12 protein-coding genes are annotated in these 13,006 nt (G+C 43.9%); 11 read left to right on the top strand and 1 reads right to left on the bottom strand.

What is annotated here, in order from left to right; all coding sequences use genetic code 11:
- Window positions 1-16: 16 nt before the first annotated feature.
- From BMW94_RS15580 to BMW94_RS15550, 7 genes are all read left to right on the top strand, one after another.
- Window positions 17-226, top strand: coding sequence for a DUF896 domain-containing protein (locus BMW94_RS15580; protein WP_062325454.1), 210 nt, complete (start codon window positions 17-19; stop codon window positions 224-226).
- A gap of 126 nt (window positions 227-352) precedes the next feature.
- Complete coding sequence (locus BMW94_RS15575) at window positions 353-865, top strand: hypothetical protein (protein WP_090999749.1); 513 nt, start codon at window positions 353-355, stop codon at window positions 863-865.
- Window positions 866-892: 27 nt separating this feature from the next.
- Window positions 893-1,699: an HAD family hydrolase gene (locus tag BMW94_RS15570; protein ID WP_090999747.1), complete on the top strand. Its 807-nt coding sequence runs from the start codon at window positions 893-895 to the stop codon at window positions 1,697-1,699.
- 537 nt (window positions 1,700-2,236) lie between these two features.
- Window positions 2,237-3,199 carry an ABC transporter permease gene (locus tag BMW94_RS15565; protein WP_090999744.1) on the top strand — a complete coding sequence of 321 codons (963 nt, stop codon included), beginning with the start codon at window positions 2,237-2,239 and terminating at the stop codon, window positions 3,197-3,199.
- Window positions 3,200-3,211: 12 nt separating this feature from the next.
- Window positions 3,212-4,081, top strand: a complete 870-nt coding sequence (locus BMW94_RS15560; protein ID WP_090999742.1) for a carbohydrate ABC transporter permease — start codon at window positions 3,212-3,214, stop codon at window positions 4,079-4,081.
- Between the two features lie 77 nt (window positions 4,082-4,158).
- Window positions 4,159-5,790: an ABC transporter substrate-binding protein gene (locus BMW94_RS15555; RefSeq protein WP_090999740.1), complete on the top strand. Its 1,632-nt coding sequence runs from the start codon at window positions 4,159-4,161 to the stop codon at window positions 5,788-5,790.
- Between the two features lie 105 nt (window positions 5,791-5,895).
- Window positions 5,896-6,570, top strand: a complete 675-nt coding sequence (locus BMW94_RS15550) for a GntR family transcriptional regulator (RefSeq protein ID WP_090999738.1) — start codon at window positions 5,896-5,898, stop codon at window positions 6,568-6,570.
- A gap of 92 nt (window positions 6,571-6,662) precedes the next feature.
- On the opposite strand, the gene BMW94_RS15545 is transcribed toward BMW94_RS15550, so the two are convergent.
- A complete protein-coding gene (locus BMW94_RS15545) occupies window positions 6,663-7,208 on the bottom strand; it encodes a cupin domain-containing protein (protein ID WP_090999734.1) in 546 nt (181 codons plus the stop codon).
- A 179-nt stretch (window positions 7,209-7,387) separates the two neighbouring features.
- Between BMW94_RS15545 and metH the strand changes: the two genes are divergently transcribed.
- The 4 genes from metH to BMW94_RS15530 all read left to right on the top strand — a co-directional run bounded on the left by metH (window position 7,388) and on the right by BMW94_RS15530 (window position 13,005).
- Window positions 7,388-10,828, top strand: a complete 3,441-nt coding sequence (metH, locus tag BMW94_RS15540) for a methionine synthase (protein ID WP_090999731.1) — start codon at window positions 7,388-7,390, stop codon at window positions 10,826-10,828.
- A gap of 73 nt (window positions 10,829-10,901) precedes the next feature.
- Window positions 10,902-11,840 carry a ribonuclease Z gene (gene rnz / locus BMW94_RS15535; RefSeq protein WP_091000164.1) on the top strand — a complete coding sequence of 313 codons (939 nt, stop codon included), beginning with the start codon at window positions 10,902-10,904 and terminating at the stop codon, window positions 11,838-11,840.
- A 128-nt stretch (window positions 11,841-11,968) separates the two neighbouring features.
- Window positions 11,969-12,127 carry a hypothetical protein gene (locus BMW94_RS30520; protein ID WP_175480716.1) on the top strand — a complete coding sequence of 53 codons (159 nt, stop codon included), beginning with the start codon at window positions 11,969-11,971 and terminating at the stop codon, window positions 12,125-12,127.
- Window positions 12,128-12,195: 68 nt separating this feature from the next.
- On the top strand, window positions 12,196-13,005 hold the full coding sequence (locus tag BMW94_RS15530) for a TIGR01457 family HAD-type hydrolase (protein ID WP_090999729.1): 810 nt from the start codon (window positions 12,196-12,198) through the stop codon (window positions 13,003-13,005).
- Window position 13,006: the final 1 nt, after the last annotated feature.

Genomic DNA, 13,006 nt, shown 5'->3' with positions numbered 1-13,006 from the left:
TTTGGAGGGGACAAGCTTGGATATAGATAGTCTGGTAGCACGTATTAATGAATTGGCCCGCAAGCAAAAATCTACTGGATTGACAGAGGAAGAGCTCGCTGAACGTGCCAAGCTTAGAGAAATTTATTTAAATAACATTCGAAGCAATTTCAGACAGCAACTGGACTCGATTGAAATTGTAGATGACGAGAACGATCAAGGCCACCAAGGCAAACTCAAACATTAAGGAAACCTAATGATATCATTATGATATTTAGGTTTCTTCCTGTTATCTAGAGGTTGCAAATTATAGGGGGAAATGTTGGTTTACAGTTATGTAAGCCGACACGAAGAACATCTAAGGGGGATTCTCATGTCGCGTTCGTTCGAGAGAACGGTTCGGAAAAATTCGAAGCAGTTGAATCAGCAACGTAAAAAAAGCGGTAAACCGATCTCAGGTACACCAGGTGAGGAAGTATTTAAAGGACGCAGCCTTCTGTTTCCTATTTTTCTGATCGGACTAGCATTCCTGTACCTCTTTATGAGTACATTTCTTGTCAAAGCTCCGATGACCACCTGGGACTGGGTGACCATGCTGCTGTATGTATTTTTGGCAGTCATCTTCATGCTCCGTCGTCCTTATGTCAAAATAGGAAGTAACCGGATTTTGACGACAAAGGGGAACCGTGAGCGTTCAATTGGAGTCGACGATATCGTGAAATTCAGAATTGAGCCAGGTACGGTTGTGATTGAGCATAATGCACGAGGTAAGAGATGGGTATTTACCAAATTACTCAATCGTTATGATACCGATGCAATTACTGAACGTCTTCTGAAATTCGCCAAAGCACATCAGATCACCGTGGAAACATACGAGAAAAAGTAATTTTGCATAAAGGGGAAGATGACCGAAATGGCGTTAAAAGCGATTTTGTTCGACCTGGATGATACTTTACTGTGGGATGAGCGCAGTGTTCGAGAGGCCTTTCATGAGACTTGCCTGATTGCAGCTCAAGAGACTGGCGTTAAACCTGAAGACCTTGAAGAAGCTGTTCGTAATGAGGCACGCAATCTGTATGAGTCTTATGAAACTTTTTCGTTTACCAAAATGATTGGGATTAACCCGTTTGAAGGTCTTTGGGCTAACTTTACAGGTGGGGATCAGCCTGAGTTTCGCCAGTTGGAGCAGCTTGCACCTGCATATCGTAAAGAGTCATGGCGTCGTGGCTTGTTAAAGCTGGGTGTTGATCGTGAAGATCTGGCGGAACGACTTGCCTCACAATTTGGGGCTGAGCGGAGATCAAGACCCCATGTGTATGAAGAAACGATGGAAACGTTGAGTCATCTACAAGGGAAGTTCAAGCTTTTGCTTTTAACCAACGGCTGTCCTGCTTTACAACAAGAGAAGCTTGATGGGGTTCCTGAATTGGCTCCTTTTTTTGATGAAATTATTATATCGGGTACATTCGGTAAAGGAAAACCTGATCCTTCCATCTTCGAACACGCATTGAGTAAGCTGGGAGTGCAACCTGAGGAGAGTATGATGGTTGGAGATAAGCTTACGACTGATATTCGTGGAGCATTATCTGCAGGTATTCAATCTGTTTGGATTAACCGTGAGAATAAAGAGAATACCGAATCGTATGTGCCTGACCATCAAATCAAGCATTTATCCGAATTGGAACGAATCATTGCTGAATTTTCAATGAGTGCATCATAAATCGTTTTTTTCTTGTACTGCTCAAACATTGTTAGGTTTTATGAGATGTATTTTATCCATAAAACCTAACAATGTTTTTTTGTTTTGGGACAGCTTGAACTGAACCGTAATTACGAAATATAAAATTTTTTATTAAAAGTTATTGATATTATAGAACTGCTGATTTAGAATATAACTAACATACTAGTACAACTAGTATGCGAAGAAATGCAGCGGATATCTGTTGACTTACTCGAATGAAGTGAAACAGGAGTTATTCGCTCTAATTTTGCTTTCTATTGTAAGCGCTTTAAATAATTAAAGAAAGCCACTTAATTCAGTAAAAACAACAGGTAGTGGTTAGTAAGAAAATGATGGTAAGCATCTTAACCGATATGTATCTCTAGTGATTCCCAGAATTGATACCGCTTACATTATTTATTTTGCAGTGGGGGTGAATTTCATCTAAATACTTGTCTTCAACAAAAAGAAGAGATGATAAGACTTGATCGAAAACGCTTTTAGTTTATCAAGCTAAGGATCGGAGTGAAATAACATATGGAGTCAGAAACTGCTAAAACCACACTAACGATGACATCTTTACGTAAAGAAAGCAGGTTAAGAACGGCTGCAGCTCTGCTTCGCAAAGATTGGCAGCTGTACTCACTGTTAATTCTTCCAATTATCTATCTTATTATTTTCAAATACGGGCCCATGCTCGGTAATGTAATCGCCTTTAGACGATTTGTACCGGGAGGCAGTATTTTTGGAGAGACGTGGGTTGGATTCAGGTATTTTCAGATGTTCATTCAAGACCCAACCTTTTGGAAAGTATTTGGGAACACACTTGTGCTCGGTGGACTTGCGTTACTTTTCACCTTTCCAGTACCGATTATTTTTGCATTGCTGCTGAATGAGGTGAAAAGCAAACGTTTCAAAAAGTTTGTGCAGACCGCATCGTATCTTCCGCATTTTTTGTCCATCGTCATCGTTGCAGGAATGATTCTGCAATTAACGGCAGTCAATGGCTCGATTAACGGAATGGTTTCATTTTTTACCGGAGACAGCATTCCTTTTATGCAGCGAGCGGAATGGTTCAGAACAATTTATATCACCTCTGAGGTTTGGCAAGGTATGGGGTGGGGAGCCATTCTATATTTAGCTGCATTGACAACCATTGATGATTCTTTGTATGAGGCTGCGCGGATCGATGGTGCGAACCGTTGGAAGCAAACCCTCCATATAACCATACCTGGCATTCTCCCAACGATCGTTACGTTGCTGATTTTGAATATGGGTAATTTCCTTGCGGTTGGATTTGAGAAAATCTTGCTCCTTTACAATCCGCTGATCTACGAGACATCTGACGTGATTTCTACTTATTTATACCGGGTAGGTTTGCAGTCGAGCAATTTCAGCTATGCTACCGCCATTGGTTTGTTCGAATCCATTATTGGGCTGATCCTGGTATTCTCGGTTAATGCCATTTCACGCAGACTGACACAACGAAGCTTGTGGTAAAGGAGGAGCAATATGCTGGAATCAAAATCATACAAAGTATTTAAAGTTTTCAATGCGATCTTTTTGATGCTTGTGGTGTTCATCACGCTCTATCCGTTTTTGAATGTTGTGGCCCAATCCTTCAGTAGCGAGGCTTATATCAATTCAGGCAAGGTAAGCATTATCCCAAGAGGGTTTAATGTAGAAACCTACAAGACCATCTCTCGCGATAGCATGTTCTGGACCAACTACAAAAACACAATTATATATACCGTTGTAGGTACATTGATTTCCATGTTCATGACGACCATTTTCGCTTATGCCTTATCCAAGAAAAGATTAATGGGACGAAAGTTCTTGACGATGTTTGCCGTGTTTACGATGTTTTTCAGTGGCGGCTTGATTCCTAACTATGTCCTAATTAACTCTCTCGGCTTCAATAATACGATGTGGGCATTGGTTGTGCCTGGGGCAATCAGCATTTATAACATGTTAATTATGAAATCATTTTTCGAAAACATGCCTGAGGAGCTTGAGGAAGCGGCAGCGATCGACGGTTTAAATACGTATGGCATTTTGTTGCGGATCATTCTACCGCTGAGTAAAGCAGTTATGGCAACGATGGTTCTGTTTTACGCTGTAGGACACTGGAATTCATGGTTCCCCGCATTTCTGTATCTCGACAAAAAGGAACTATTCCCCGTTACGATCTACTTGCGCAACATGATTGCAGGTGCAACTGGCGGTGCTTCGGCTGGTGCTTCAGCGGATAACCTGACTCAAATTTCTGCAAATATCAAATCAGTCACCATGGTAATCACCATTTTGCCTATTTTAACGATTTATCCATTTGTTCAGAGATACTTTGTAACCGGTATCATGTTGGGATCTGTTAAACAGTAAAACAGTAATCCTAATCCCATATTGTTCAACACCTTGATTGTAAGGCCAATCTAAACCACATGCAGGGGGAGATTTGAATGAAACAGAAACCACGTAAGCTGTTAGGCAAGATGGTTCTGGCAACAATGATGAGTGTCGTTCTGGCAGCATGTAGCAGCGGAGCTGGTGGAGACAAAGTCGAACCAGAATCCAAGGGATCCATGGAATCCTATGGTGTAGGGCAGACCTTCAAAGCCACTGAACCGTTTAATCTATCTATTCTGTACAGTGACCAGCCTGCATACCCGTACAAGAAGGATTGGCTCCTGTTCCAAAAAATCACGGAAAAAACCGGAGTTACTCTCGATCCTACCATCGTGCCGATGAGTGATTATCCTCAGAAAAGATCCCTTCTGATCAGCTCTGGAGATGCTCCACTGGTTATTCCGAAAACCTATCCGGGTGAAGAAGCGGCTTTTGTATCCTCGGGTGCGATTTTGCCAGTGAGTGACTATGTTGATTTGATGCCTAATTTCAAGGATAAAATAGAGAAATGGGGACTTCAGGATGAGCTGGAGGGCCTTCGACAAGAAGATGGGAAATATTATGTACTTCCAGGTTTACACGAAGAGGTATGGCCAGACTATACCCTTATTGTGAGAACTGATATTTTTGAGAAAAATAACATTGCTATTCCAAAGACATGGGATGAATTGTATGAGGCTGCCAAAAAGCTGAAAGAAATTTATCCGGATTCCATTCCATTCTCTGATCGATTCAAGTTCAATAGTACGCTGGGTATTGCAGCTATTGGTTTTGGGACAAAAGCTGGATGGGGATTCGGTAATGGTCTTACGTATCAGGCAGACAAGGATGAATTTGTATACACGGCTACAACACCGGAATATAAAGATATGTTAACTTACTTCAACAAGCTTGTATCGGAAGGACTTCTGGATAAGGAAAGCTTCACCCAAGACGATGATCAGGCTACACAAAAATTCGTTTCTGGAAAATCATTTATGATTAATGGTAACTCTCAAACCCTAGTGCTTCATCGAAATGACATGAACAAAACGTTGGGAGAAGGGAATTTCTCCATCGCCAAAATTACAGTCCCTGGTGGTCCAAAAGGCCAACTGATGTCTGGCTCCAGACTTGAAAACGGTGTCATGATTTCTGGGAAAATTAAAGACAGCAAAAACTTTAAAGCAACCATGCAATTTATTGACTGGTTATATTATAGTGATGAAGGTCAGGAATTTGCTAAATGGGGTGTTGAAGGGGAAACCTTCACCAAAAAGGACGGCGTTCGTAAACTGGCAGATGACGTGAATTATAACGGATTGAATCCGAAGGGCACGAAAGATTTGCGTATCGATTACGGCTTCTCTGGTGGTGTGTTTGCATATGGAGGCACAACAGATTTGCTGCAATCCATGTTTAGTGAGGAAGAACTGAAATTCCAACAAGACATGAAAGATACAAAACAAGTGATTCCGGCAGAGCCACCAATTCCTTATTCGGATATCGATCGTGAACAAGTCACGCTGCTCAGTACACCACTCAAGGATTTTTCGGATCAAAATACACTTAAATTCATTTTGGGAGAGCGCAAACTTACCGAGTTTGATGCATTTGTAAAAGAATTGGAAAGCCAAGGATTGTCTCAATATATGCAGCTTGCCAACGACACGTATAAGAAGTACAAAGAAAACAAGCAACAGTAGTTCTGAATTGATGGTATGCCCATTGCCGTTTCACTGAGGGAATTTTAGTGGAGCGGCAAATTGTGCTAAGATGGATGAATACGGCTGAGAGGAAGAGGTTACGGAATGTCACTTAATCAAAAGATTAGAGGTTCGACCCGGGATTATTCATACAATCTGATAAAGGAACGAATTCTGCACCTTGAACTTGAGCCTGGTACCAAGATTTCCGAGAAGGAAATTGCGGATGAATTGCAAGTAAGCAGAACGCCAGTACGTGAAGCATTCATGAAGCTTGCCGAAGAAGAATTACTGGATATCATTCCACAGAGTGGAACCATCGTGTCCCATATTAATCTGGAGCATGTTGAAGAAGGCCGGTTTATGAGAGAGAAGATGGAGAAGGAAATTGTCACGCTGGCTTGTGCTTCTTTTCCGGAAGAATTCAGATTCAGACTCGAAACCAATATTGCCATGCAGGAAGTATGTATAGGAAAAAATAACTTTTATCGGCTTTTTGAACTGGATGAAGAGTTTCATCAAATATTGTTTCAAGGCACAGGAAAAATGAGAAGTTGGAAAATGTTACAGCAGCTCAATATTCCCTTTAATCGCCTTCGTTTGTTACGCCTTTCTGAAGATTCCGATGCAGAGGTTATTATTTCACAACATAAAGAAATATACCGACTCATCACGGAACGTGAAACTGATCGAGCTGTTGAGGTTATGGAAGCTCATCTCAGACTCGTTGTTGTTGAACAAGAGAAAATGAAGGCCAAATATCCGCATTATTTTATATAAAATATCAGATTTTGTATACTATCTCAATATGCAGAAACCCCTGTTCGAATTGAACAGGGGTTTGTTGAGCAAATAATATAATTTGCTTATTATTAGGCTTGTTTGATAAACGTTGGGTCCGGGTAAGGATCTGCGATCCAGCCATCTTTTTCAATGAACAGGCGCACGGCAATGATTTGTTTGTTCTCCATCAAAGTGAAGAAGTGTGGTGTGTTCTCAGGTACCGAAATTACGTCTCCAGGAGACAGTTCTACATTAAAATAACCTACATCATCCGTAGCTTTGATGACAAAGATTCCTTTGCCGGCTACAATTGCACGGATTTCATCTTCAGCATGAGTATGAATCTCTTCAAATTTGGCAAGTTTCTCTTCAATATCTGGTGTTTGTTCAGACAGCGTGATTACATCCCAGATTTGGTACCCGCGACGTGCAGCCAAGTCTCTGATTTCATAGTCATATGTTTTTAGGACTTCTTCTTTTTGTTCATCGGTGAGTCCAAAGTTGTTTTGCAGATCTGTGTTTAATTTTGACGCGTCCCATTTTTCATATAAAACATCATATTTGTTTAAGAAATTTCGAACATTTTCGTCTCCAGTGATACGTTCGTTCGTATTTCGGATTACAATTTCAGCCATGTTCTTTCCCTCTTTTCCACTTGGTTTAATCGCTATTATATCGGATTCCTCTATTTTTGTCGATTAACAAATTGATTCGAACTTCAACAAAAACCGCCAGGGGACTGATCAAACCCGATCTTTCACATTAAGTTAGTTTCTGTTAAACTAAGATTTAACGTTTTGCGGAGGTGACGATATTGGATAAGCTTAGCTTACATGATGCATTAAAACAACGAATATTGATCCTCGACGGTGCAATGGGGACCATGATTCAACAAGTTGACCTTACAGGCGCAGATTTTGGCGGAGAAGACCTGGATGGATGTAATGAAATGCTTGTACTTACACGTCCAGAGCTAATCCAGCGTATTCATGAGGAATATCTGGAAGCCGGTGCTGACTTAATTGAAACAAATACGTTTGGTGCAACTTCTGTTGTACTTGCTGAATATGACATTCAGGACCGTGCACGTGAAATTAATCTCGAAGCAGCCAGAATTGCAAAAGCGGCCGTGGATCGATTCTCGACACCGGAGTCTCCGCGTTATGTGGTAGGTGCTATGGGACCTACAACCAAAACCCTGTCAGTAACAGGTGGAGTAACATTTCAAGAGCTCATCGACAGTTATTTTGAGCAAGCGCTTGCTTTAATTGAGGGAGGCGTTGATGCGCTGCTGCTCGAAACCTCACAAGATACGCTTAATGTAAAAGCAGGTAGCATTGGAATTCAACAGGCGTTTGAGCAAAGTGGTATCAAGCTTCCTCTAATGATCTCAGGAACGATCGAACCGATGGGTACAACCCTCGCTGGTCAGAATATTGAGTCTTTTTATATATCCCTAGAACACCTTAACCCAATTTCGGTGGGACTAAACTGTGCTACAGGTCCGGAATTCATGCGTGACCATATTCGCTCGCTTTCCGGGATGGCTTCAGTTGCGGTAAGTTGTTATCCAAATGCAGGTCTTCCGGATGAAAACGGTAATTATCATGAATCCCCGGATTCGCTTGCTCAGAAGATCGGTGCTTTTGCTGAGCAGGGCTGGTTGAACATCGCGGGTGGCTGTTGTGGAACAACACCTGCACATATTCGGGCAATGCGGGATACACTTGCCAAGTACCCTCCAAGAGAAATGAACGGAACACATCCACCAGCGTTGTCGGGAATTGATCCAGTCTACGTTGAACAGGACAATCGCCCTTATATGGTTGGAGAACGTACGAACGTGCTTGGATCACGAAAATTCAAGCGTCTTATTGTTGAAGGGAAATATGAAGAAGCTTCCGAAATTGCTCGGGCTCAGGTGAAAAATGGGGCACATGTTGTCGACGTTTGTGTTCAAGACCCGGATCGTGAAGAAGCCGAAGATATGCAGAAATTCCTTGAACTTGTTGTCAAAAAAGTAAAGGTGCCACTTATGATCGATACGACAGATGCAGCCGTCATCGACCTTGCACTGCAATACTCTCAGGGTAAAGCGATAATTAACTCCATTAACCTTGAGGACGGTGAGGAAAAGTTCGAGCTGGTGACTCCGCTCTTGCATAAATACGGCGGTGCTGTCGTTGTCGGAACGATTGATGAACGCGGTCAAGCCATTAGTCGTGAGGACAAGCTGGAGGTAGCCAAGCGGTCTTACGATTTGCTGGTGAACAAATATGGATTAAAAGCCGAAGACCTGATTTTTGATACACTGGTGTTTCCAGTAGGAACGGGCGATGAGCAGTATATTGGTTCGGCCAAAGAAACAATTGAAGGTATTCGTGTCATTAAAGAAGCGATGCCTGAATGTCATACGATACTAGGGATCAGTAACATTTCATTTGGATTGCCTGAAGCAGGGCGTGAAGTGCTGAATTCTGTATTTTTATATGAGTGTACCAAAGCAGGTCTCGATTATGCCATCGTTAACACAGAGAAGCTGGAGCGTTATGCATCCATTCCGGAAGAAGAGCGCAGACTCTCGGAAGAGCTGTTATATAATACGAATGACGAAACACTGGCTGCTTTCGTAGCGGCGTTCCGTAACAAAAAGGTTGAGAAAAAAGAAAAAATCTCGAACCTGTCGTTGGAAGAACGTCTCGCATCGTATGTTGTTGAAGGAAGCAAAGAAGGTTTGCTGCCCGATCTGGAGCAGGCACTCGCCAAATATACAGCCCTTGAAGTAATCAATGGCCCGTTGATGCGGGGCATGGAAGAAGTAGGGCGACTGTTTAACAACAATGAGCTGATCGTAGCAGAAGTGCTTCAGAGCGCGGAAGTTATGAAAGCTTCGGTAGCTTATTTGGAACAGTTCATGGAGAAGAATGAGACGTCGGTTAAAGGAAAGATTATTCTAGCGACGGTCAAGGGCGATGTACATGACATCGGCAAAAACCTGGTGGAGATCATCCTTTCCAATAACGGTTACCGGATCATTAATTTGGGTATAAAAGTACCACCAGAGCGAATTATCCAGGCGTACAGAGAAGAGAAAGTCGATGCGATTGGTCTATCCGGTCTGTTGGTGAAATCGGCGCAGCAGATGATTCTTACCGCTCAGGACTTGCGCACAGCAGGTATTGATGTACCTATTATGGTTGGTGGAGCGGCATTGACCCGCAAATTCACCAAGAATCGTATACGCCCGGAATATAACGGCATGGTTGTATATGCAAAAGATGCGATGGACGGTCTGGATTTGGCCAATAAGCTGATGAACCCAAGCACTCGAGAAGTGATGCAGCTGGAGATGGACGCTGAAAAAGAGGCGGACGCAGCTGGTGCAGAAACTGTTACATCCCTTCCCGAGCTAACTCGGGTAGAGCGTTCGGATATCGCAATAGACAATCCGGTTCTTGTTCCACCGGATCTGGAACGACATGTCATGCGGAACTATCCGCTATCACACATCTTACCGTATGTGAACATGCAGATGCTGCTCGGGCATCATCTTGGTTTGCGTGGCTCGGTAGAGCAGCTGCTTGCTTCCGGTGACCAGAAAGCTACTGACCTGAAAGCCGTAGTGGATGATATTATGCAGGAGGCTGTTCGTGACGGGATTATTCAGGCGCATGCGATGTATCGTTTCTTCCCGGCTCAGTCCAGTGGTAACAGCGTCATCATCTATGACCCTGAGAATACAAGCAATATTTTGCATACATTTACGTTCCCTCGTCAAAAAGTCGAACCATTCCTGTGCCTGTCCGATTTCTTGAAGCCAGTGGAATCCGGGCAAATGGATTATGTTGGTTTCATGGTCGTAACGGCTGGTCACGGTGTACGCGAGTTATCGACAGCTTGGAAGGAGCAAGGTGATTATCTTCGCTCACATGCTCTGCAATCCGTAGCGCTTGAAGTAGCAGAGGGATTAGCTGAGCGGGTTCATCATATGATGAGAGATATCTGGGGATTCCCGGATCCAGCACAGATGACCATGAAGCAACGTCATGGAGCACGCTATCAGGGAATCAGGGTATCATTCGGATATCCGGCCTGTCCCGATTTGGAAGACCAAGGGCCACTGTTCAAGTTGTTACAGCCTGAGGATATTGGTGTGGAATTGACTGAAGGTTTCATGATGGAACCTGAAGCATCCGTATCGGCGATGGTATTCAGCCACCCGCAAGCGAAGTATTTTAACGTGGATAAGGCTTAAAAGTAAAAGGTCAGGGGAAGCCCTCCGCATTGTCGGAGGCTTTTTGCTGGCAGCAGAAAGAGGTGCGATCCAGATGGAACTATATTTCCTGGGAACTAACGCTGGTGTACCTACGCTTCAGCGGAATGTAACTTCCATAGGGCTGCGCATGTTGGATGAGCGTAGAGCATTGTGGTTGTTTGACTGCGGGGAAGGAACCCAGCATCAGATTTTAAGTTCTCCGCTTAAATTGAGCAAATTGGAGAAAATATTTATCACCCATTTACATGGAGATCATGTATTTGGACTTCCAGGTCTGCTCTCCAGCAGAGCGTATCAGGGTGGCACTACACCGTTAACGGTGTATGGTCCGCCAGGAACTGAACGAATGATCATGACAACCATGGAGCTGAGCCAATCACGTCTAAACTATGATCTAAGCATTGTGGAACATACAGGCGGAGTGCTTTTCGAAGATGAGAGCTTCATTGTGGAATCTGCATTGCTGGAACATCGTATCGACAGTTATGGGTATCGGATTACCGAAAAGGATCGTCCAGGCAGCTTGGACCCTGCAAAACTGGCTGAGTATGGCTTGAAGCCGGGGCCGCTATTTGGTCGCTTGAAGCGGGGAGAAACGATTACCCTCGATAACGGGGACTTCCTTCGCCCAGAAGATGTGTTGGGTGTACCCAAGCGTGGGATGGTGATTACCATCTTGGGCGATACGCGCCCATGTGACAATGTACAGCCACTTGCTCTAAATGCGGATGTGCTTGTACATGAAGCTACGTTTCTGCATGATTTGGCTGATACGGCTCATGAGTACTATCATAGTACATCGAAGCAAGCGGCTGAGGCGGCGAGAGCGGCAGGTGCAGGACAGCTGATCATGACCCATTTTAGCTCTCGCTACAAAGATGAGGATCAGCTGCAGCCACTTTTGGAAGAAGCACAGTCAATATTCCCGAATACAAAACTTGCGATTGAACACGAGCTTATTCCAGTTGTTCACCGTAAGAGCGAATCCTAATGGTGGATGTGCACAACAGCGGAGCAAAACACGACGGGAGAACAAGCCGTTAATTGCACGGGACTGAGGGGGAATCACTCCCGAGGTCCCTTTTGCAATCTGGCCGGAAAGCGTGTAGGATGGGCATTATGAGCCAGGAAATAATTCGGATTATTTTCCGGGAAAGCGCAGGAAATGACAAGCTTGTACAGAAGACGCGCGGGGCTATACGGCCGTGTTCGATTCGGTTCGACGTGTTGCGTGCAGATGCGAGCAAGCCATTTTTATGTACTGAATACATAGGTTAGCATTGAAGTTCGAGGCAAATGGTTAAGGACATGAAATGTTAATGGAATAAAGAAAGGAAGTGCTGTATGTGATTAAGGCCTATCTGATCGACCTGGATGGTACGCTCTATCATGGCAGACATCGTATCGAAGGAGCCGATAAGCTTATTCAGACATTAAATGAACAAGGCATGCCTTATTTGTTTGTGACTAATAATTCTTCGCGTACACCGCAAGGCGTGGCAGATCATCTGAACGGGATGGGGATCCCCGCCGATGCAGCTCAGGTATGTACTTCTGCGGTGGCGGCTGCGGAATACGTGGCTCAAGAGTCTCCGGGTGCGAAAGTGGCTTGTATCGGAGAAGATGGGCTGTTGCAAGCGATAGAAGCTGCAGGGCTTACACTAACGGACGATGAACCTGAATACGTTATACAAGGAATTGATCGTGAATTTTCCTATCATAAATTGACCAAAGCGCTTCGCTGGATCAACGGTGGCTCTAAATCTGTCATGACCAACCCGGATTTGCAGCTTCCTTCTGATGATGGGCTTACGCCGGGAGCGGGGACGATTGGGGCAGCGATAGAAGCAGCAACTGGAGTTCACCCTACCGTCATTGGCAAACCGTCAAGTATTATTATGAAGTCTGCCATTAGCCGATTGAACTTAAAGTCTGATGAAGTTGCTGTAATCGGAGACAATATGCGTACAGATATTGCGGCAGGAGCTGCAGCGGGATGCGAGACCCTGCTGGTTCTTACCGGAATAACGACGCGGGACAATATGGATAGCCACATCCAGGCGACCAAGGTTCGTCCTGATCATGTGTTTGAAGATTTGCATAAACTGATTGAGTGGCTGTCGCAGACGACAAGCCAAGCATCCAAGAAGGGGTAGA

This window comes from Paenibacillus sp. OK003 (assembly GCF_900109515.1).
Classification (GTDB): Bacteria; Bacillota; Bacilli; order Paenibacillales; family Paenibacillaceae; genus Paenibacillus; species Paenibacillus marchantiae.
The sequence above is the reverse complement of the archived record's forward strand: the minus strand, read 5'-3'. Positions and strand labels throughout refer to the sequence as shown.

Coding starts and splice junctions, on each gene's coding strand:
- BMW94_RS15575 (WP_090999749.1), top strand. CDS start 353: ATGTCGCGTTCGTTCGAGAGAACGGTTCGGAAAAATTCGAAGCAGTTG.
- BMW94_RS15570 (WP_090999747.1), top strand. CDS start 893: ATGGCGTTAAAAGCGATTTTGTTCGACCTGGATGATACTTTACTGTGG.
- BMW94_RS15565 (WP_090999744.1), top strand. CDS start 2,237: ATGGAGTCAGAAACTGCTAAAACCACACTAACGATGACATCTTTACGT.
- BMW94_RS15560 (WP_090999742.1), top strand. CDS start 3,212: ATGCTGGAATCAAAATCATACAAAGTATTTAAAGTTTTCAATGCGATC.
- BMW94_RS15555 (WP_090999740.1), top strand. CDS start 4,159: ATGAAACAGAAACCACGTAAGCTGTTAGGCAAGATGGTTCTGGCAACA.
- BMW94_RS15550 (WP_090999738.1), top strand. CDS start 5,896: ATGTCACTTAATCAAAAGATTAGAGGTTCGACCCGGGATTATTCATAC.
- BMW94_RS15545 (WP_090999734.1), bottom strand. CDS start 7,208: ATGGCTGAAATTGTAATCCGAAATACGAACGAACGTATCACTGGAGAC.
- rnz (WP_091000164.1), top strand. CDS start 10,902: ATGGAACTATATTTCCTGGGAACTAACGCTGGTGTACCTACGCTTCAG.
- BMW94_RS30520 (WP_175480716.1), top strand. CDS start 11,969: ATGAGCCAGGAAATAATTCGGATTATTTTCCGGGAAAGCGCAGGAAAT.